18 protein-coding genes and 1 tRNA gene are annotated in these 20,018 nt (G+C 45.1%); 6 read left to right on the top strand and 13 right to left on the bottom strand.

Features of this window, described 5'->3' with window-relative positions:
- Positions 1 to 45 precede the first annotated feature (45 nt).
- Both ACMXI2_RS05260 and ACMXI2_RS05255 read right to left on the bottom strand, forming a co-directional pair.
- A complete protein-coding gene (locus ACMXI2_RS05260) occupies positions 46 to 612 on the bottom strand; it encodes an L-threonylcarbamoyladenylate synthase (protein WP_483780652.1) in 567 nt (188 codons plus the stop codon).
- Position 613: 1 nt separating this feature from the next.
- Positions 614 to 1,756 (bottom strand): glycosyltransferase family 4 protein, encoded by a 1,143-nt coding sequence (locus tag ACMXI2_RS05255; protein ID WP_483780651.1) that lies wholly within the window; start codon positions 1,754 to 1,756, stop codon positions 614 to 616.
- A gap of 138 nt (positions 1,757 to 1,894) precedes the next feature.
- On the opposite strand from ACMXI2_RS05255, the gene ACMXI2_RS05250 reads away from it, so the two are divergent.
- A complete protein-coding gene (locus ACMXI2_RS05250; RefSeq protein ID WP_483780650.1) occupies positions 1,895 to 2,707 on the top strand; it encodes a 2,3,4,5-tetrahydropyridine-2,6-dicarboxylate N-succinyltransferase in 813 nt (270 codons plus the stop codon).
- A 118-nt stretch (positions 2,708 to 2,825) separates the two neighbouring features.
- A tRNA-Leu gene (locus tag ACMXI2_RS05245) sits at positions 2,826 to 2,909 on the top strand.
- 105 nt (positions 2,910 to 3,014) lie between these two features.
- Here ACMXI2_RS05245 and ACMXI2_RS05240 read toward each other — a convergent pair.
- A complete protein-coding gene (locus ACMXI2_RS05240) occupies positions 3,015 to 3,950 on the bottom strand; it encodes an ISAon1 family transposase (protein ID WP_483782390.1) in 936 nt (311 codons plus the stop codon).
- A gap of 40 nt (positions 3,951 to 3,990) precedes the next feature.
- The gene (locus ACMXI2_RS05235; RefSeq protein ID WP_483777571.1) at positions 3,991 to 4,314 is read right to left on the bottom strand and encodes an ISAon1 family transposase N-terminal region protein; all 324 of its coding nucleotides are present in this window, start codon (positions 4,312 to 4,314) and stop codon (positions 3,991 to 3,993) included.
- A gap of 604 nt (positions 4,315 to 4,918) precedes the next feature.
- Between ACMXI2_RS05235 and ACMXI2_RS05230 the strand changes: the two genes are divergently transcribed.
- Both ACMXI2_RS05230 and ACMXI2_RS05225 read left to right on the top strand, forming a co-directional pair.
- Positions 4,919 to 6,013, top strand: a complete 1,095-nt coding sequence (locus ACMXI2_RS05230) for a terpene synthase family protein (protein WP_483780649.1) — start codon at positions 4,919 to 4,921, stop codon at positions 6,011 to 6,013.
- Positions 6,014 to 6,184: 171 nt separating this feature from the next.
- Positions 6,185 to 7,471, top strand: a complete 1,287-nt coding sequence (locus tag ACMXI2_RS05225) for a hypothetical protein (protein WP_483780648.1) — start codon at positions 6,185 to 6,187, stop codon at positions 7,469 to 7,471.
- A gap of 202 nt (positions 7,472 to 7,673) precedes the next feature.
- Here ACMXI2_RS05225 and ACMXI2_RS05220 read toward each other — a convergent pair whose 3' ends face one another.
- Together ACMXI2_RS05220 and ACMXI2_RS05215 are read right to left on the bottom strand one after the other, a co-directional pair.
- On the bottom strand, positions 7,674 to 8,210 hold the full coding sequence (locus ACMXI2_RS05220; RefSeq protein ID WP_483780647.1) for a hypothetical protein: 537 nt from the start codon (positions 8,208 to 8,210) through the stop codon (positions 7,674 to 7,676).
- Positions 8,211 to 8,327: 117 nt separating this feature from the next.
- Complete coding sequence (locus ACMXI2_RS05215; protein WP_483780646.1) at positions 8,328 to 10,937, bottom strand: DUF7133 domain-containing protein; 2,610 nt, start codon at positions 10,935 to 10,937, stop codon at positions 8,328 to 8,330.
- A gap of 120 nt (positions 10,938 to 11,057) precedes the next feature.
- Here ACMXI2_RS05215 and ACMXI2_RS05210 point away from each other — a divergent pair, with 120 nt between their 5' ends.
- Positions 11,058 to 11,201, top strand: a complete 144-nt coding sequence (locus tag ACMXI2_RS05210) for a hypothetical protein (protein ID WP_483780645.1) — start codon at positions 11,058 to 11,060, stop codon at positions 11,199 to 11,201.
- Between the two features lie 52 nt (positions 11,202 to 11,253).
- On the opposite strand, the gene ACMXI2_RS05205 is transcribed toward ACMXI2_RS05210, so the two are convergent.
- From ACMXI2_RS05205 to ACMXI2_RS05175, 7 genes are all read right to left on the bottom strand, one after another.
- The gene (locus ACMXI2_RS05205) at positions 11,254 to 11,901 is read right to left on the bottom strand and encodes an RloB family protein (protein ID WP_483780644.1); all 648 of its coding nucleotides are present in this window, start codon (positions 11,899 to 11,901) and stop codon (positions 11,254 to 11,256) included.
- Positions 11,885 to 13,246, bottom strand: a complete 1,362-nt coding sequence (locus ACMXI2_RS05200) for an AAA family ATPase (protein WP_483780643.1) — start codon at positions 13,244 to 13,246, stop codon at positions 11,885 to 11,887. Before ACMXI2_RS05200 ends, ACMXI2_RS05205 begins: the two co-directional genes overlap by 17 nt.
- Positions 13,247 to 13,692: 446 nt before the next feature.
- Positions 13,693 to 14,445, bottom strand: a complete 753-nt coding sequence (locus tag ACMXI2_RS05195) for a MerR family transcriptional regulator (RefSeq protein WP_483780642.1) — start codon at positions 14,443 to 14,445, stop codon at positions 13,693 to 13,695.
- A gap of 479 nt (positions 14,446 to 14,924) precedes the next feature.
- On the bottom strand, positions 14,925 to 15,692 hold the full coding sequence (locus tag ACMXI2_RS05190; RefSeq protein WP_483780641.1) for a hypothetical protein: 768 nt from the start codon (positions 15,690 to 15,692) through the stop codon (positions 14,925 to 14,927).
- Positions 15,693 to 15,743: 51 nt separating this feature from the next.
- Positions 15,744 to 16,871 (bottom strand): mandelate racemase/muconate lactonizing enzyme family protein, encoded by a 1,128-nt coding sequence (locus ACMXI2_RS05185; RefSeq protein WP_483780640.1) that lies wholly within the window; start codon positions 16,869 to 16,871, stop codon positions 15,744 to 15,746.
- A 12-nt stretch (positions 16,872 to 16,883) separates the two neighbouring features.
- Positions 16,884 to 17,825 carry a D-2-hydroxyacid dehydrogenase gene (locus tag ACMXI2_RS05180; protein WP_483780639.1) on the bottom strand — a complete coding sequence of 314 codons (942 nt, stop codon included), beginning with the start codon at positions 17,823 to 17,825 and terminating at the stop codon, positions 16,884 to 16,886.
- Positions 17,826 to 17,846: 21 nt separating this feature from the next.
- Positions 17,847 to 19,055, bottom strand: a complete 1,209-nt coding sequence (locus ACMXI2_RS05175; RefSeq protein WP_483780638.1) for a sialidase family protein — start codon at positions 19,053 to 19,055, stop codon at positions 17,847 to 17,849.
- A gap of 204 nt (positions 19,056 to 19,259) precedes the next feature.
- Here ACMXI2_RS05175 and ACMXI2_RS05170 point away from each other — a divergent pair, with 204 nt between their 5' ends.
- The gene (locus ACMXI2_RS05170) at positions 19,260 to 19,979 is read left to right on the top strand and encodes a FadR/GntR family transcriptional regulator (protein WP_483780637.1); all 720 of its coding nucleotides are present in this window, start codon (positions 19,260 to 19,262) and stop codon (positions 19,977 to 19,979) included.
- The last annotated feature ends 39 nt before the right edge of the window (positions 19,980 to 20,018 follow it).

Raw genomic sequence — 20,018 nt, 5'->3', positions numbered from 1 at the left:
TTCCTATCTCTGAAACCAGGGCGCAAATGTAATAAATAAACGATTTTAATCCCGGATTATCACGATTGAACCGTCTTTGTTTATCCTGATAATCCTGGATGCGGCGCTGGTGGTTTCATCATTTTGCCGGTATTTTACCACATAATCCACGCCATTCCGGATGTTGGCAGACACTTCGCTGAAGCGGGCCGGCGCGGGTTCCCCGCTGATGTTGGCGGAGGTAGAAACCAGTGGTTTACGTAATCTTTTGATCAGGTGGCGGCAAAAAGGATCTTTCACGATGCGGATGGCGATGCTACCATCTTCGCTGATAACGTTGGGGGCCAGTCCGAGTGCGCCTTCATAAATAACGGTAGTGGGGCGTGTGAAGCCGGCGATGATGTCTGCCATATCGGGCCGTGGGTTTGCCACATAGTGCAGCAGGTCTTTCGCATCGGCCAGTAATATTACCAGGCTTTTGCTTTCGCTCCGTTTTTTGAGGGCATAAATTTTCTGTACGGCCGTTTCATCGGTGGCATCGCAGCCGATGCCCCAGATAGTGTCTGTAGGATAAAGGATAAGTCCGCCGGTACGCAGCACCGGCATGGCCGCACTGATATCATCTTCAAACATTTTATATTTTCTTATTTAGTTGTTTATATACTTTCATCATGGCGGCGGCGCATTTTTCCGGGGTAAAACGTTGTGCATGCTGCCATCCTTTTTCCTGCATCTGCTTTACCAGGGAAGGATTTTCAATTACCTTCCTCATAGCATCTGCTATGGAGCCGGGCTCCCGGGGATCTACGTACAGGGCTGCATCTCCCGCAGTTTCTGCAAAACAGGATCCGTGGGAAGTGATCACCGGTGTACGGCTCCAGAGGGCCTCCAGAATGGGGATACCGAATCCTTCAAAGAAAGAGGGATAAAGGAGCGCCACCGCGCCCTGGTACAGGAGGGGCAGCTCACTGTTTTTGAGCCGTACCTGTTCGTTGAGGAAAATCACCTGTTGTGTAAGTCCGTTTGCTGCCAGGTATGCTTTTACTTTCTTTTTATAACCGCTGCCATTGCCCAATACCACCAATGGTAAATCCAGTGTACCTTTTAGTGTATTCATGGCCGTTACAATGCCTAACAGGTTTTTCCGTTCGATCAGCGACCCCACATACAGAAAGTACTGCGACGGCAAACGGTACCTGGCGCCCATTGCAGCAATATCATCATCGGGATAAGTGATGGCAAAAGAAGGATCACAGCTTTGGTATACCACATCAATTTTATCAGCCGGCGTATGATAGTAGGTGATCAGGTCTTGCTTTGTCTGCTCGCTGATAGCCACTACCCTGTCGGCCTGATGGCAGGCGTAGCGGGCCTTACGGCGATACGTGATTACATCGATAGGATTGTACTGCTCCGGGTATCTTTCAAAAATAAGATCGTGCATGGTAACAACCGACCTGATACCGCTTTTATGGATACCAAACGGCAGTTCATGACTGAGACCATGATAAATAGCAATCTGGTAACGTAACAGGTCCTTTACCACAAAACGGCTGCGCCAGGCCGATTTAAACCAGCGGTACAGCGGCTTTTCCGGCACCACTACTTTAAGATCCGGCAGGGCACTAAGATCGTACATACCGGTTTGCTTTGGTGCAAACAGGTAATATTCATCTTCCGGGAAATCCTTTACCAGGGATGATATCAGGGTACGACTATAATTCCCAAGACCAGTGTCGTTCTGGAATGCGCGTTTGGCGTCGAATCCTATTTTCATAAAGTTCTTTCTTCCACAAAAGGCAAAATTACGGATTACAGATGGCGAATTACGTATATCTGATAAGATTTCCGGAAATACCTCTTTGTAATTCGTAATTTTATTTTCTACGTATTATGTTTGCAAAAAATAAAAAAAATGGATTTACAACAACAAATACTGGCTGCCTGGGCTGATCGCAGTCTCTTACAGGAGACACAGTACACAGATGCAGTTAAAGCGGTGATAGAAGCAGTAGACAAAGGACATCTGAGAGTTGCGGCGCCAACAGAAAACGGCTGGCAGGTGAATGAGTGGGTGAAGCAGGCTATTTTACTTTACTTCTCCATTCAACCAATGGAAACAATGGAAGTGCCTCCGTTTGAGTTTTATGATAAAATGAGATTGAAGTCGAATTATAAAGACCTGGGCGTAAGAGTAGTTCCGCACGCAGTGGCCCGTTATGGTGCATTCATTGCCAAGGGCTGTATCCTGATGCCTTCTTATGTTAACATCGGCGCTTATGTAGATGAAGGAACAATGGTGGATACCTGGGCAACAGTAGGCTCCTGCGCGCAAATTGGTAAAAACGTGCACCTGAGCGGTGGCGTTGGTATCGGCGGCGTACTGGAACCATTACAGGCCAGCCCGGTGATCATTGAAGATGGTTGCTTTATCGGCTCCCGTTGTATTGTGGTAGAAGGCGTTATTGTAGAAAAAGAAGCTGTACTGGGTGCAAACGTAGTGCTGACCCAATCCACCAAGATCATTGATGTAAGCGGCAGCGAGCCGATAGAGTACAAAGGCCGTGTACCAGCCCGCAGCGTGGTAATTCCGGGTACTTATACCAAGAAATTCCCTGCCGGCGAATACCAGGTATCATGCGCACTGATTATTGGTCAGCGTAAAGCCTCTACAGACCTGAAGACCAGCCTGAACGACACCCTTCGTGAGTTCAATGTAGCGGTATAAATTTTTTATATTGACTGACGGCGCCTGTTATGGGCGCCGTTTTTTATGTCCTGAAAAAAAATTTGGTTAGTTTAAAAAAGTGTTTACTTTTGCAATCCCTTTTACGGGGATATGCGATGCCCAGATGGCGAAATTGGTAGACGCACTGTGTTCAGGTCGCAGCGTTCGCAAGGATGTGCTGGTTCGAATCCAGTTCTGGGCACGAGAAGGCTTGTAAGTTTAGGCTTACAAGCCTTTTTTAATTCCAGTAATTGAACCACCGGGGTAATTGAGGATCAAGTTGAAAAGTTGGGGGATAGTGTAAATTTTAAGCATACAGTTTAGTTAATCTATAAAGAAAGAATTCCACATCCCGTACCCCTCTTAGGGCGTTTCTAAAGGACTTTATTTTTGCATTAAAAGATTCGGCAGCGGCGTTAGTAGCCCTGTTATTGAAGAAGTTGAGGATGCCCAGATAATGAGTTCTGATAGTCCTGGCAACGGTTTTGAAGGATAATATCCCCGCTTCCTCTACGTCATTATACCACAAAGCCAGTTTCTTAAATGCTTCTTCTTTACACTTGCAGTGCTTATAAACCTCACCCAATCGAAGGGATAGCTGGTAAGATTTATGAATAAGAGGATAGTTACTAAACAAGAGCTCCGCTCTCTGCCGCTGCTCCCTGGTCCATAGCCTGGGATGTTTAAATAGCAAATATCTGCTTCTGGCTAACAACTGCTTAGCGGTGTCGCCATTGGGTAGCTTGACAGGCTCATATTTTACTGCTGTTCGTTTTGCCTGTTCATATTCCAGGTTCTCCTGTTCCAGAGCCTCCCAACGATGTTTTATTCTTATTTCCTGTACCGCTTCAAAAGCCAGGTGTTGTACGTGGAAACGATCTATTACCCGGTGAGCATTAGGGAAACAGGCTTTTACTGCCTTATTCAAACTGCCGGACATATCAACAGTGACTTCGTGTACTTTCCCGCGAAGACGCTTAGGAATTTTAAATAGAATTTCTTTCAGAAATTCAGACTGAGTACCCTTGATCATAGCCACTATTGAGCCTTTACGTCCTTTAGCTAGCTTATTAGTAACGATGGTATACAGTTCTCCACTTGAAAAGGCTGTTTCGTCTATGCTTAAAGTGGTGCCGATATTTTGCTCGAATAGCATCCATTCACAAGCGTGTTCCTTTTGATCCCAGGTTGTAAAATCACTAAGATGATGCTTGTATTGCTGGCCTAACTGTTTTCCGTCTATCTGATAGAAATGGCCTAATTGTACTGGGCTTACAGGATATTTATCTAAGTAATCCTTTTAAAAAAGCACCGAACTCTGGAGTCATTCGCGTGCCTTTTTTTACTATTTCCCAATCTCTTGTTATTATTTCTCCATCCTCTAAAACCTCCCACCGCCGCCGCTTGGCATGTAGGGTGACCCTTTGACCACGTATAGGAAAATCTTGAATTGCAATTTCTGAGAAGAAGCCTTTGGAGTGTGCTTTTTTATGCTGATGTTCTACTGGAATCTTATTCTTTTCCTCCAGATATATATTTATACCCTCTTGGTCCTGGCTTGAATCTATTAAGTCAAAATACTCTAAAACCCCTGCGGGTAATAGCATCTCTACAAGTTTACGAAAGTTCTGATCCATGTGCGTCGTTGGCTAATCTGCTGCAAAACAACTATTTTCTACGCTATCCCCCAACTTTTCAACTTGATCCTCTTGGGATCAAGTTAAATTCCTGGGGGATTAAAAAACCTGGTCCTGTGCCGGACTGCGCTTCTCAATATTACTACGGACAAGAATGCAGACGATGCGACCGTAGCCTATTATATCTGCCCAAAACGGAATATAATTCCTGGATGTCTGCTACTCCTGATTTCTCCAAAAGTAAAAATACAATCGAGTCTTGCTTGTTTGTGCAGCAACAAGCAAAGGATCGCTTTCCAATCCGCATTGGGGTACCATATTCGACATTGATTTTGAACTGGCGGCAACGACACGAAAGGATATACTGGATCAATTTGCCCGTTCGAGGCAGCGCGTTTTTTCATACCACCTTCCCTGGCCAGGATTTGGTCACGTTCAAAAAATGGGTAGCACATATAAATGGGTGCAGGAAAGAATTTGACACCACAATGCCGAAAGTCCCTTTAATTTTTACTTACTGCTGTCAGATTTCTGCTGCATGATTTTAAATTTATCTGCTCAATTATTATTACCCATGCAGCAGGAAAAAAAGCCATTGGTGTTACCGCCGTTTTACATGCCATTTCCATTCATGATACATCCGGCAACGGAGAGGACTAATAAACAGTCTGTAGCGTTTGTCAGAAAATTCAAATTATATCACAGTGAAGAACAGTTACTCCGGCTTGAGGTAGGAAATAGCGGTGCTACCGCCGGGTATCTTGCACCCATAGGTTCTGAGGTGGCCTTACAGATCGCTGCTGACTTCACTCAGTTTGCATTTGCATTTGACGATACTTTCTGCGATGAAACTCCTATTGGCAAACAACCTATCGCACTTGCTGCTGTTACGGCTAAAATGCTCCAGCAACTGGAAGGGCCGGAACATCCGATTGATGAAAGCGACAGTTGGTGCATGGCATTATATGACATGTGGCATCGATGGAACAAACAGGTGGGGCCGGTACTTACAGAGCGGTGGGTACAAGGCTGCAGAACCTGGTTCTTTGTGGAGATCCTCAGAGCCGGAAATAATGCAATAGGAAATACTAAACCCAACATCAGCGATTACTCGTTCATTCGTCGTCATACCGGAGCCACTCTCCCACTGGCTATGCTTCCATACCTTGTACGTGGGTTAGATATTCCGATTTCTGTATTGGAAGACAGACGTGTCCGCGCACTTGCTGAGTGTGCCGCCTTACTTACGAACTGGGATAATGAACAATTCTCATATGCTAAAGAATACCATCGTACGGGTGACGGGCACAATATGATTGATGTAATAAGACATACCTATAACCTTTCTGTTGAGGACGCGCTTCATAAAATGAAGGCCTTCCGCGACCGCGCTGCATGCCGCTTCATCCGGCTGCGTGATGAGGTGCTGGAAGACAAGTCGTTAAATACGAAAGATTCATTGCTGGAACCCTATCTGGAAGGATTAGGGTTATACATCAGGGGAATAGCCGAGTGGAGCATGCAGTCCAAACGCTATACCTCTCTCGATGGAGATGGCAAAGGATCTACTTTTGTGATCAGCGGCTATGCTGATCATCCCAGTGATGATTCCTATGAACCGTTGCCGATTGGATCTATTGCCTGGTGGTGGAAAGTAGGCAAATTTTAAAATTTTTCAGAAATGGACTATGCTAACATCATTGTAAATGTACCCAGAGTATTATTCCGCCTCGGTGAGAATGTAAAAAAAACTCCGGTGAAACCTTTTCGGATCCTTAGAAATAAATCCTGGTATGGCTATATACAAGGAACTCTCTCAAAGGATGATATGATAAAAGAAATGACAGCAACATTCAAGGCAACGGAAGAAGAAATTATCCAGACCATCAACTCAATATGTACTTCCGCTACGCTTGACCTGCAGGTATGGGCAAAACTAAAACAGCTCAAATATCATGGTAAAAAGGTGATCGGCCTGTTCACAATAGCAGCGTCAGAATACAGCCAGATCAATAAAAACGATCCGTTTGATACAGGAATATTCGATGTGTTATGGAACCTCTCTGATTTTTCAAGTGGTACTCCCGATTTGAATTTCTGGAATGAGGTGATAAAAACAGGGGAGATATCGCCTGCTGAAACCATCGTCATTGACCGCGAACTGGAAATATTTCCCTTTAGCAGCGTATTCGGCATAAGATCCATTTTCCTGGATGACCAGAACCGTTTATTAAACATGATCACACCTGATGAGAAAATCATCAGGGATATATCAACATATTTAGAAAAAGAATTTCCGGAAGGTTATAACAAAACCCTGATCCGGTATGCAGAAACGAATAAGGAAGTGATTACCCCTGAACCATATGCACCACTCCTGTTATGGAGCCTGCTTCCGGAAGCTGTGCCGCCGGTTGTTGTGGATAAACTGAAACTGCTCGGAAAAAAAGAGCGAATCAATTTTTTTGAAAATGAAAAAGATATACAAGCCTTCAATACATTGCCATATGACATCGATACCAGCTCTGTATTTTTGGGAACTACCTATGAGAATGGCGCGCTCTCAAAGGAGGTAGCAGAAAGAGAACTAGACAGAATACTTACAAACGTAAACTCTTCCGGAATATTGCTGTTGTATTTTGATAAATACAGGCCCCGCATCGAACCTGCTGCTATTATCAATGTAATATATCTTGCTAACCTGTTAAATAGACAGCATGATCCCGTGATCAGGGAAAACCAGCATTTTGTTGAAAAGATATTACTGAATAAAGGATGGGAACATGGAACTTATTTTTATCCCTCTCCGGAATTTTTTCTGTTGGTGACATTCAGGCTTGTAAGAAGATTCAATAATGTTATCAGCAAAGCATTCCAGGATGGTTTGATGTCAGGTTTGGCCCACAGGACAGGCGCGGTTTCCAATCCTTTGGAGCTTGGTATCAGGCTTATAATCAGTAAATGGTTAGGTATAAATAATACAGCGGACCGTACCAGTTTGTTGCTCCAACGCATTGACAGACCAGGATTCCAGTGGGAAGCCAGTCCTTTATATTCACTGCCATCGGCCATAGGAAGTATGTACAACCCATTGTTCGATGCCGCAATCATTAAATCTGCACTTTAAAAACCAAAAGCCCGCTCGATGATGCTTTGGCTGTCCTAAATTGATATATACAAATAATTATGTTGGATAACCTTGATAAGGATTTTAAGAGATAGTAAGCCTGTTTCTTTATTCCTTGCGTCTACATTAACTTCATAATAATCAATGCTAGAGCGGCTCTAATTGGTTAACAATGCGTCACCCTAATTAAAGGCTTCCTACTTTATCGTTGAATATTCCCCCCCACCGGAGAATACAGCGGGCCATAAAAAGGAGAATAACCATTATAACCGCCTCTACTTACGCCAACGCTACCGGAAATGGAGAATGTTTTGTCATTGCTGATATACATCACACCTATTTTTGCATCTGAATAGGCAGCAAAGTTGTTAGTCTGCATCAGACCATTGTTCTTATTAATCGCAGGTTGATAGGGGACACTGTTGTAACGGAAAACGTAAGGTGTCACCGATACGCCTCCGAAGGCGTACAGGTTATTGGTCAATTGACGATTTAACTGCAATCCCAAAGGTACCGACAGGAAAGAACCACTTCCTCCTTTAAATGCTACAAAGCCAGCGGAAACGCCGCTATATTTTGTAACAAACCATTTCTTATGGATATTGTTGGTATCGCTTCCCTGTTGAGGGTGTTTGAAGACTGATTCCGTGCCATTCATAGCTCCGAAAGATGAGTCTATCTGTGCATTTACCGTCATACCCGACATTAAAATAGCAGCAAAAAGAATTATCCGTAACATACCAATAAAGATAAGCATCCTTTTTTTATTAAAATGCTAACATAATCACAATATGTGATCTGAAAGAAAAAGCCCGCTCAATCGGGCGGGCCTTTTCTTTCAGATATGTATTATACTTTATTTTTTTTGCTGTGCCAGGAAAGAAACGAGCGATGCAAGTTCCTCGTAGGATAATGCGTTAGCAAGACCCGTTGGCATCATAGACGTTTTCATTTCCTTGCGGGTCAGGATATCGGCTGTTTTAACGGTGAATACTTCGCCGCTGATATCTCTCATAACTACTCTGGCAGAAGTTTCTTCTGTAACAAATCCCATATAGGATTTGTTACCCTTCGCAGTGATCATCACTGTGGCAAATCCCTGTGAAATAGATGCGTTAGGCTTGAGAATGGACTCTGTGATCTGCTCCCGGTTCATGATAGAGCCGATTTGTCCCATAAAAGGACCTTTCATTACTTCTCCTTTCTTAATACTGTGGCAGGCTACACAACCCTGGTTGGTAAACAGTACTTTCCCTCTGGCCGGATCTCCTTTTAATTTATTGATGGCTAATAAAACATCTTCGATAGATGATTTGCCCACCTGACCTTTTTTACTTTTTATTTTTTCAAGATCCACTTTAGGTTCTTTAACCGGAGCTGCAATCACTTTTTTCTCTGGTGCGAATGCGGCAATATCCATCCGGTTGCGGGCGTCGAGATCCCTGAAAAACGCTTTGCCGGGGCTGGTTTTCAGCGACGCTGTTTTAAGGAACTTTTCGATAGCCGGTGATGCTTCCCAGGTTACGCCTTTGTAGTAGGGACCATGTGAATCCGGTCTGGTTCCCCACCACCACGATGCATCATAGGTGTCTTCTTTTTTGTAGAGGCGTGCTAATGTGATAATGATCTGCCGTTTTAATTGCTCATTTTTCGATACCGCGTAAGCATTCATTAAGCCGTCCACTGCTTTCTGATCATGCATATATCGTAGTGCCCACAATGCGAGGGTGGCGTTTTCACCGTTGATTCCCGCTACCGCGGCATCTACTGCATGAAGGCCAACCAGGGTCCGAACAGCCAGATGAGGCAGTACGATGGCAGAATTGGGCGTAGCGTGCGGTCCTTCCACATCTTTAACAGGAGCAATAAATGATGCGGGAACTTTAGTCTGCAACAATGCGCTGGCTGTCTCGATACGGCCTAAACGCCCCAGCCCGATGATCGCAGCAGCCTGCACACGCGGAGACGGATCTTTAAGTCCTTCCAGGAAAGGTTCGGTTGAAACATCTTTCAGGATACCTTTCCGGTCTGCCAACGCCCGCAATGCATGTTCCCTTACGGAAACATCTTTTGTTAATGATGTTAAAGCAGGAATGCCATCTGCGCCGGCAGCCTGCGCATAAGTATAGATACCGGCCACACGGGCAAATAATGGCAATTGGGCATCTGAAGCGATTTCCAATGCAGCAGAAATTCCCTGTTTACCCCCACGCGCAATTAACTCCTGAGAGGCATTTAAACGGGCAACCGCACTGGCCGATTTAAGCAATCCTGCCAGTTCCTCCACCGGGGCAGTGGCCAGGTTAGGAAATGCCTGGTAAGTCCAGTTGTTTGGTACCGCCCGGATCACATAGCCCTTATCCGGACTGCCGGAATAGCCTGCGCCATCCCATGCAGAAAGGAAAAGCCGGCCGGATCCGTCAACGTCCAGATCCGTAATCTGGGGAAGTTCTAAAAAATCTTCTTCCTTTTGGGTGAATGTAGGGCCATCAGGCGTTACCCTGTGAATGTAAAGCATGCTTCTTCCCCAATCCGCCATCATTGGAACGTTATTGTATTTCTCAGGCCAGCTGGGTTCCGCCATATATAAGGCGCCGGTACCCGAGCCGCCTCCAAGATCTGCCAGCGCAGGTAATATTTCATCTGTAAAATGCTGAAACAATACCGGGTATCCATATTCCCCGGATTGGATATGATGGGAAAACCGCACATTCCATCCACCACCATCATTGGTATTTTCTCTCGTAAAAATATTCATATATGGATCAATGGCCACATCATACACGTTGCGTGTACCGTGGGTGAATATCTCCATTTCGGTACCATCGGGGCGTACCCTTACAATACCACCGCCAAGCATGGTCAGTTTCTTACCGGAACGATCTGTTGCATTATGAAACCCAAAATCACCTACCGCAATATAGATCCAGCCATCGATACCCATCCTGATACCGTTAGTGGCATGATCCGTTCCCCGCTCCTGAATGTATTTGGTGTTACTGAGATTTTCGATAAGTGGCTGAGGAGGTCCGTCTGCTTTTCCATCTCCGTCCTTATCTTCAAAAACAACCAGGGCCATCCCGGAAGCTTTACCGGATTCTTTGGAAAATGTGGTGTGCAATACAAAAACCCGGCTGCCCTGCACAATAATGCCGCGTGGGTTATCTACCGTTGCAAACTCAATATGCTGGTCCATTTTACCGTCATTATCCTTATCTATAAGCTTAAGAATCCGGCCTTTCCCCGGGTCCTTTCCCAATGAACCCATCATATCCACTCCTACAAACACTTCACCGGTTGGCGCAACTGCGAGGCAAGCGGGGCTGGGCGTGATATCAGGACCGGAAAATCTTGTAATAGTTAATTCAGGGGGATTAGGAGAAGTGGTTTGAGGGTCTCCCATAAACTGCTTTGTGCCAATAAATACTGCAAGAGAATAGATCAGGCCAATAGAAAATTTCGTCATTTTGGTTCGCGGTATTAATAAAATAGTATTATTCAGTGCTTTATCAAAAGCATTGGTCAATATAGAAAAAATAAAATTTCAGGCCGGAATTATTTGGGGAGCGGCATCAAATACTATTGAATGCGCGGTATCTGGTGGTATAAATGGGTGGAATATGACCCTGCGACCAGCTATCTGACGACACTCCTGAAAAGAGTGTCCGCCGGCAATCAGGCAGCCTTTATAGCGCTGTATGATAAATATCATCATGGGCTGACTTATTAAGCAAGAAATTGAATCTCCAAAAGTAAACCAGATAGTAAATTGGTTTTATTAATTACTTAATTACTACAGGCGCAGGGAATCTGTGCTTTATTTGTTCTAGTTCCTTTTTTATCAATGGAAGTAATTCCTCTCCTAAAGACCAAAGCTGGGTACTGCCGGGGTTAGGGAAATAACCCGTGGCTGCGTAAGCGGCTTTCGTATTCATAATTGCTGTTTCAATAGCAATTGGATGAAAATCAGGATTGAAGCCACCTTGAATTACTTCTGGTAAATGGGGCTTCCAGCTATTACATTGTGTAATATTTGGTAGTACCGGCAGCTGCGCCTTTGCATGAAAATATAACCACACTTCAAAACAAGGATTGCTTTGAGCAACACGCCAGTGAGAGTGGACATTGCATTCATGTCTTATATCATGCAACTGATCTCTCCATCTGTCTGTATCTATAACAAACCAAACCCGGTCCCTATCTGCATTTGCGTCTAGCTCATATTCTTTTGCAATCGCCTTCTCTATCAATAATCTCGGAGCACTCCCATGCTCACTTTCAACTGGCACTATCTTAACCCTTGATGACATGCCGTCAAAAAAGCGAAAGTAATCAGGCTCTCTATTTTGACCTTCACAGACTATGATAAAAAAAAAAGCATCTCTGTAGGCGGCTTTCTTTTCGTAGATAAACTTAATTGGTTTCGGCATATTTCTCCCAGTTTAAGTCTTTTAAATTCCCTAAAAAGGGGATGCCTCCGTATCTGCCATTCAGGTATCCTTTTCTTATGTCAATAGTATGGTGCTCTTTAAACTCGCTTAAGGCATACAATTCAGTTGCTCCCTCCTTATTCTTTTCTGCAAACCAGATTTCATCAGGTCGAAAAATTTCCTGATCAAGAAGATTTGATTCATGAGTTGAGAATATCAATTGTCCCTTAGTTTCAGGATCATGTGAAAACTTCTTAATTAGTTCTTTTATGAGTAAAGGGTGAATGCTTCTTTCAATTTCGTCGACCAGGTATGTTTTACACTTATTGACTGCACTAAACAGAGCCGGCAGATATTCAAGTAATCTTCTGGTGCCATCGGATTCCTCTGAAAGTTCAAAACGAACTTTCCCGTTATCCTCACCATGAGAAAATAGTATCCTTTTAGCGACAGGCTTATTGTCTTCAAAAACAAAAACAACATCTTCATATTGATTACGCAAAAACTTTGCTTTCCCCGACTTTGCCCTTAGATCGGCCGTAATTCTTTCTGCCTCATGCTTATTGTCTTCCCCAAAGAAAACTTCAATGGGAATTGTATCGATATGAATGTCTATAACACCTGTATTGAAAGTCTTCATCATATCTTTGGTAAAATCAAGGAAGGATGTGTTTTGTTCTAACTGCAAAACCAGCCCCCCTGGTCTTGAATCAGGGGATATTATTTCGAGTCCTTTATCAAACCATTCAAAGGCGCTTTTAAAGGGTTCAAAAACCTTATTCTGTCTATTTTTCATATGAAATAGTACAGGTTTGTTTCTCTCTAAAACTTCATTCTTTAAAAAGGTGGGGAATAGTGATGCTTCGGTATCTTTTTGCACCTCGTCGGAAAAAGAAATTTCAAGATCCTTCTCACCAACTTTATCAGTTCTAACAAAAAGTGCATAATCATCCTTTTTGCCTAGTCCGCTTATTAACAATTCTTCTTCTATTATAATACCTTGATTAATTGTTAAGCCGTAGTAATAAGGGGTATTGCCTTTAATAAACTCTACCCCGATATAAACATCCTTTGAGTAACCACCTTCATCAAACTTGAACGTTTCTGTAATCAATGCGATTGGCATCTCTCCATCGAGAAGAAAGTCTCTGAGAATAGCAAGTGCATGTATAAGATTGCTCTTACCGGCGCCATTAGCTCCATAGAGAGCATTTAGCTTTAAAAGCTCAATACCCTCACTTTTAAATATGTGATGAGAAAGGCGACTACATCGGCCCGGAACCATATTGAATTCTGTGAGCTCCTTGAAGGAGAAAAGGTTCTTTATTAGTAGACGAATCAACATATTCGTGATTTTTTCACGCAAAATAAGATTAAAAGTCTATAAAATAAAGAAATATTGATAAATAATAGACATACAAGTGAAATTTTAACGATTACAAATAAATCGGTGACTCCATAATAAAGCAGCCATAAACGGAAAATACATGAGGAACTATAAAGAGACATACAATAAGCATCGCCGCAAACAGTGCAAAGCGTATTATTTCGCCCCGGGGCTTCCTGTTAAAAAAAACTGCATAATTGTACCCGCAGTTTTATGAATAAAATATCTCAGCAGTGAAATACAAAAGATAATCAGAAGAAGATACCGGGTTTTCCATAGGGTATTTCAGTATGACTGCTCTGCGGGAAACCTATGATCCAACTGATCCCGCTCTTAAATAAACATCACTTCTCTATTGAAAAAACAACGGCTGCCTCAAAGTAATTCCGGGACAGCCCGCTCTTTTAAGATGCCGTTACAAAATATTGTATCGCTTTTTTCACGAACAGTGAAACAGCAGTATCTGAAGCAAAGCTCCCATCTGCAAAAGAAAGATACAGTTCTCCCAGGCATTTGCCATAATCCGCTGTGCCGTGTTCTGCTGTTCTTCCGGTGAATTTCATGACCACTTCATAATGCCGTGTTATGAGGGCCTGTACCTGCCTGCTCCCGGGGTCTTTATCCTTACAGGTTAATAACTGCCTGGTAACAGTACCCAGTTCTTCCTTCATGTCATTCACCTCGTTTTTGCTGAGGTTACGCAGGATATCTTCCCCCTTCAGTATGCGTTCCTCTCCCCATTGACTTATGGCCTTTTCTCTATATTCGGTTACTGTTTCAGGCGATAATCCTTCATATAGTTCTTCTACCTTTAACATCGTTTTGTTTTTTAAGTGATATAATGTTTTGTCGATCGTATCGATCAATGTGCTGATCCGGTCACGCTTTGCCTGCAGCGCTGTTTTGTGCATTTCCAATGCCTGTATGAGGTCAAATGCGGGATTGTCCAGTATATCTGCGATCTCCTTCAGGGGGATGCCCAGCTCCCGGTAAAAGAGTATCTGCTGAAGCCGTAACAATTGCTTTTTCCCGTAAAGCCGGTACCGGGCTTCGGTACGGGTGAAGGGCGTCAGTAACCCTATCTGGTCGTAGAGGTGTAAGGTGCGCACGCTTACACCTGCCAATTTTGCCAATTTTTTTACCGCGTAATATTCCATGATCGATACTTTCGGATACAAATATATCCTATGACGCAGGGTGAGAGTCAAGTCTTTTTTTTTATTTAATGAATCCTTCTTTTCAGTATCAGTATGTTGAACTTTTGGAGAAGACATTGCTCACTACTACTCCTATTACTGAAATATATTTTCTATGTGCGTTTAAAACAAGCGGAGGGAATACGGTGCTGTCGCTTTGAAAATGAGTAGGAGTGCAATAGCAGCAGACGTTTACCTGCAGAAAACGTGCTGGAAAGGTGGACTTGATCAGGAGATGTTATGGGGATGAATTTAACCGTAGTAAAAGGTATTTGGAGAGAGATGATGATGTAATTTTCGTTGGTACGTACCCTTGATTATTCTCCCAAAGCCACCGGATGCACACTTACGGGTATAGCAACGCACGGAAAGGCGGTTTCCGTTACAGGGAAAATATATGCTGATGGGAGTTATGGTGGTGCTGCTGGTAGTGGCTACCTTCATTCCCGCTGCCGTGCAGGCACTGACAATACCGCTTTTCCTGTAACGGACAGGGATTGATACGGCAGCACTCTTTTTACACGGGGAATACTGTTTACTTTAACAGGCTGCTTCTTTATGGTAGCAGGTGCAACAACCGCTATGATATCGGCGGCCTTACTCCGGCGGTTTTCGATAACAGCGCCATGTTCATATGCTCTTACCTGTAAAGTGACCAGCAACGTACCTCTCCCCGGAACGGTGGCGGCCAGTTCAGCGCCGTTGAAAGGCTGGCTCAAATCGACTATGATGGCCGATTCCGCGCGTCCTGTTATTTGCCGCTGCGCGAAGTTAATACGAACGGCTACCACAACAATTTCCAGGTGTGTTGCTTTGGCCGGTGGCCATAGCTTCTGGGCCGGTATATGCAGTACCCCGCCAGTTGTGATAATGGGCTGAAGCGAAAAGAACTGCTCCACACCGGTATACGGGTTAAAGCGGAAGCCTTTCAGCTCCGGCAGGCGATCCCGCGTTGCGGTGATCAGCACTTTGTTTAAGCGGTTCACCAGCGTACCGCCGGGGTTTATCGCCAAATGAGGAGTGACAGCCCGCCGGATCAGTTTCCCTTTCCTGCTGGCGATACCAAAATCGCGTGATGCCCTCCGTGTAGCGGTGGTTTGCTGTACCGTATCCGGCATGCTGCGGATAAAGTAAGATCCATTTCTCCGGTATCCTATGACGTTGCCCAATTTACCGGTGAATTGGAGCAACCCTGTTTGTTTTGCCATAAGGGGTTAACATTTTTACTGAAAATACGAAAATATTTTCAGTCCGCCATGCTACCACCGTCTGCCTTTTATCTCTTCCACGGTGTGATCATTGATCCAGTCCCAGTCTATTTCCACGCCCAATCCTGGCTGTTCCGGGCAGTGCTGGCAGCCATCTTCCCGGATTTCGAGCGGATTGTTTTTCAGGCCGAACCGGAACATGGGGTGATGGGATTCCAGGAAACGGGGGGTGCGTGCAGCGCATGCCACGTGGAGGTTAGCGATATCCAGTAATGGTGAGGCTGCGGTGTGAATTTCAAATTCAAAGCCCATCATTTCACACATGCCGATGGCTTTCATAACACCGGTGATGCCGCTTTTATGATGTACATCGCCGCGAACAATATCTATGGCGCCCTGTATCATGTAATTTGGTAATTCGAAGAGTCCCACGGTTTCTCCCGCCAGCACGGGTGTTCTGATGGCCTGCGATAGTTTTTGCAGCTGGAGGATGTGCGCGTCGGGGAAAGGTTCTTCAAACCATTCGTAGTGAAGATCGTCCAGCTCATATCCTATCTTCAATGCATCTTCAAAGCTTAATACGGCGGAGGAGTCCAGCATGAGCGGGAAACTGCCGCCGGCTATTTCCCTTGCCAGCCGCAGCTTTGGGATATCCTGTGCCGAGCCGCCGGATAGTTGCAGCTTTATTCCTTTGAAGCCCTGGGCTATTTTCAGCCGTACCTGTTGTTCCAGGGCTTCGGGCGTGGTGATGGTTTGCGGCGGGCAGCTGGAGTACACCGGTACTTTATCGCGGTACTTTCCCAGCAGCACGGCGATGGGTAAGCCGGCTACCTTTCCTTTGATATCCCATAGTGCTACATCAAGGTTACCCCAGATGGTTTCACGGAAGTTGTAGAGGTGCCGTTGTTTGCTTCTCAGTCGTTGCCAGATAGCTTCATGGTTCAGGGGATCATGACCAACCAGGTCGTGATAATAAATATCATGTACCGCGTAAGCTGATGCTACCCCCTGGCCCAACGGGCAATAGTCCATTGTATATCCTTCGATTCCTTCATCTGTATGAAGGATGGTCAGCGGAAAATCAAAAAAAGGTATATAGCCAGGTGGCACCGGATGAGGAGCGTACCAAAGTTCAGATGATAACCTGATAATTTTTGTAGTAATATCTGTGATCTTCATGATTATTATTTTTCAATAGCCTTTATCGAAGCGGACAATATTTTTCAGGGGGATACCATTTTTAAAAGCAGCCAGGTTTTCGAGAAAGCAGGCTACAATTCCTTCATATTCTGAGGTGCTGCCTCCGCCGGAATGCTGACTTAGAACGGTGTTGGGGCAACTCCACAACGGATGGCCGGCCGGCAGTGGTTCTTCCTGTGTTACATCTAATACGGCGCCGCCTATACGACGATGCATGAGTGCTTCGGTGAGTGCCTGTTCGTCGGCGAGCAGGTTACCCCTTCCCACGTTGCAGAAGATGGCATTGTGTTTCAGTGCGGCGATCATTTCCCGGGTAAACAGTCCTTTTGTTTCTTCAGTACCGGGCAGGCAGGCTATCACGATATCGGCTGTGGGCAAGGCGGCTTCCAGTTCCGTTGTTGTTCTTATGACGGCGTTTGGTGAGCGGCGTGCATAAAACCTGATGGTACAATTAAAGCCCTGTAGTATTTTTTCTATCCTCCTGGCGATGTTACCGGCGCCGAGGATGATGACGTGTTTGTTTTGCAGTGTTTGTAATGCGGGACGGATGATATGTCCTACCCATTGTTGTTTGTTCTTTAGTGCTGCAAATTCACCGGTTCCCCTGTATAGCGACAGGATGCCTGCAATGGCTGTTTCCGCGCAGGGTTGGGAGTAGTAGTCCTGCATATTGGTGACTACTGCCGGTATTTTTATATGCCGGTAATATTCAAACCCGGTGGAGTACAACTGTATCCATTGCAGGTTGACAGCTTTTTCCAGCCATTCCACGGGTTGGGGATTTCCGAGCAGGATGTCTGCTTTTAACAGCGCTTCGCGTTGTTCGCTTTCGCCGGGTAATTCATCTCTGAAGATAAAGCTATCGCCGGCGGCGCCGGCAGCCAGTGTGGATTTATGGCGCTCTGCGAGGGGAGCGTCAACAAAGATCAACATATACTTATGGTTTGGGTTTATTCAGCGTTTTTTCCCGGTAAAATCTTTTCCGGCTGTTAACCATTCGAGGTTAAAGCGTTGTATAACGATGCGGTATTTCCAGTCGTTATCGTCGCCGTCCCTGATTTCGTACAGGCAGTAAATGGTACCGTCCTTGTCTGCTGCCAGATCAGAGTAACCCGCGCCTTTTTCGAAGAGTACTTTTTCCACGGGCCAGGTGCGTCCTTCATCATAGCTGAGTTTAGCTGCCAGGCGTTCGCGGGGTTTATATACTTTTTGTCCTTTGCGGATTTCGGTGGCATTGTAGCGGCTGTCGGGGTTTACGAACAGGATCCTGTTGATGCTGTTAGGTTTATTACCGGATAAGCGGAGCAGGCTGGCCATGCATACCGGTTCAAACAGCTGTTCATCCAGCACCGGGGTGGACCAGTTGCTGCTGCCATCGGGACTATAGCTGATGAGGCGTTTGTTGGGGGCGCATTCGTTGCGCATATTTACCATAACGCGGCCATCGGTGAGTTGCAATGCTACTGTTTCGCTGGGATTTACCACGGTATCTGTTGAGCCTGCAATCTTATCGCCGGTGTTGGCAATGATGGCGCCGCTTTTCCACGTTTTCCCATGATCGTCGCTATAAATGGTAGCCGTGCAGGAAGGGCGGTGATCGCCGCCCGGAATATTTTTATTGGGAATGCAAAGCCACACCGGTACTATGAGGCGGCCGTTTTTCAACTGGATACCGTGACCAGGGCCGGGGGCCAGTACTTTCCAGTTATAGACAGCGCTGAAGCCATTGAATGCAGAGGTAATATCTACGGGGCGTGACCAGGTTTTGCCGTCGTCTGTTGATTTCATATAATAAGCGCGGGCATAATCCACATGATAGAGCAGGTGTATGGCGCCATTTTCATCCACAATGGGTGTAATATTACTGGTGGGAACGCCGGTGGTATGTGGGACCACTACTGTTACCGGTTCCCAGTGGCGTCCTTTATCGACGCTTCTGCGCATCAGGAGATCCATTTCCGCCCAATCCTGGCCGTTACCGGCGCGGCCTTCTGCAAATGCCAGCAGCACGCCTTTTTTGGTGACCACCAGGGCGGGTACATGCATAATGGAATAGCCATCCCGGTCAGGTTCAAATAACAAGGTGGTGTCTGAGAAGGGCTGCCGCTGAGCGTTGGCGCCTGTTGCGTATACCAGGATCAGGAGAATGAAAATCTTTTTCATAACTGTGGCGATATCTGTTTTGTTTAGTGGTTGCTATAATGATCCAAAAGTATATAATTCAGATTTGTCTGACAAATTATTTGACAAAAATTATTTGTCAGACAAAAAATAATAACTTTGCAGGGGAGATCTGATAAAAAGAAATTACGGTTATGTAAATAAGGTATGACCGTTATGTTGAGCTCCTGTGGAAAATTTACAGTTATGGAAATAAAGCACGACCAACTAAGATCTGTTACATTAGTAGATCTCGTGGAAAAGAAAATACTGGACTATATCAAAGAGAACAAACTTGGTCCGGGGGCCGGCATTCCCGGAGAGGTGGAACTCACCGACACGCTGCAGGTAGGACGTAGTGTAATCCGCGAGGCACTGAGCCGGCTGAGGATGCTGGGTATCATTGAAAGCAGAACGCGACGCGGGATGGTGTTATCAGAACCTGCTGTGATGGAAAACCTGGACAAGATGATCAATCCCTATATGCTGAAAGAAAGGTCTGTACTGGATTTGATTGAATTCAGGATATCGCTGGACATCGGGATCTGTGACCAGATCTTTGATAATATTACGCAGCAGGATATTAAAGACCTGGAAAAGATCGTGAAGGAACAACCCGCGCTCGGGGGCAACCGTTATGCAGCAGAAAGCGAGCATGCGTTTCACCGCAAGTTGTATGAGATCCCCAATAATGAGATCATCAAAGGATTCCAGGCGATCCTGCTGCCGCTATTCAATTATGTAAATGAGCATTTTGATGAGTTTGCACCTTTCTTCGCACAAAAGAAAAAAGTGATCTCGCATAAAGACCTGCTGAACTACCTGAAAAAAGGTGACCGCGAAGGATACCGGAAAGCGATGATGCAGGATCTTAAACCTTATGCGGAGTTTGTGAAATCAAGGAAGGCAACACCCTCACTTTCTTAACTTCTGAATGGTTAATCCCATATCCGCCAGCCGGTGGTC

Source organism: Chitinophaga sp. G7 BAM 1005, assembly GCF_057126945.1.
This window is presented reverse-complemented; position numbering and strand designations above follow the sequence as displayed.

Excerpts from the sequence above, each read along its gene's own strand:
- ACMXI2_RS05260 (WP_483780652.1), bottom strand. The coding sequence starts at position 612 with ATGTTTGAAGATGATATCAGTGCGGCCATGCCGGTGCTGCGTACCGGC.
- ACMXI2_RS05255 (WP_483780651.1), bottom strand. The coding sequence starts at position 1,756 with ATGAAAATAGGATTCGACGCCAAACGCGCATTCCAGAACGACACTGGT.
- ACMXI2_RS05250 (WP_483780650.1), top strand. The coding sequence starts at position 1,895 with ATGGATTTACAACAACAAATACTGGCTGCCTGGGCTGATCGCAGTCTC.
- ACMXI2_RS05235 (WP_483777571.1), bottom strand. The coding sequence starts at position 4,314 with ATGCTATTACCCGCAGGGGTTTTAGAGTATTTTGACTTAATAGATTCA.
- ACMXI2_RS05230 (WP_483780649.1), top strand. The coding sequence starts at position 4,919 with ATGCAGCAGGAAAAAAAGCCATTGGTGTTACCGCCGTTTTACATGCCA.
- ACMXI2_RS05225 (WP_483780648.1), top strand. The coding sequence starts at position 6,185 with ATGACAGCAACATTCAAGGCAACGGAAGAAGAAATTATCCAGACCATC.
- ACMXI2_RS05220 (WP_483780647.1), bottom strand. The coding sequence starts at position 8,210 with ATGTTACGGATAATTCTTTTTGCTGCTATTTTAATGTCGGGTATGACG.
- ACMXI2_RS05215 (WP_483780646.1), bottom strand. The coding sequence starts at position 10,937 with ATGACGAAATTTTCTATTGGCCTGATCTATTCTCTTGCAGTATTTATT.
- ACMXI2_RS05210 (WP_483780645.1), top strand. The coding sequence starts at position 11,058 with ATGCGCGGTATCTGGTGGTATAAATGGGTGGAATATGACCCTGCGACC.
- ACMXI2_RS05205 (WP_483780644.1), bottom strand. The coding sequence starts at position 11,901 with ATGCCGAAACCAATTAAGTTTATCTACGAAAAGAAAGCCGCCTACAGA.
- ACMXI2_RS05200 (WP_483780643.1), bottom strand. The coding sequence starts at position 13,246 with ATGTTGATTCGTCTACTAATAAAGAACCTTTTCTCCTTCAAGGAGCTC.
- ACMXI2_RS05195 (WP_483780642.1), bottom strand. The coding sequence starts at position 14,445 with ATGGAATATTACGCGGTAAAAAAATTGGCAAAATTGGCAGGTGTAAGC.
- ACMXI2_RS05190 (WP_483780641.1), bottom strand. The coding sequence starts at position 15,692 with ATGGCAAAACAAACAGGGTTGCTCCAATTCACCGGTAAATTGGGCAAC.
- ACMXI2_RS05185 (WP_483780640.1), bottom strand. The coding sequence starts at position 16,871 with ATGAAGATCACAGATATTACTACAAAAATTATCAGGTTATCATCTGAA.
- ACMXI2_RS05180 (WP_483780639.1), bottom strand. The coding sequence starts at position 17,825 with ATGTTGATCTTTGTTGACGCTCCCCTCGCAGAGCGCCATAAATCCACA.
- ACMXI2_RS05175 (WP_483780638.1), bottom strand. The coding sequence starts at position 19,055 with ATGAAAAAGATTTTCATTCTCCTGATCCTGGTATACGCAACAGGCGCC.
- ACMXI2_RS05170 (WP_483780637.1), top strand. The coding sequence starts at position 19,260 with ATGGAAATAAAGCACGACCAACTAAGATCTGTTACATTAGTAGATCTC.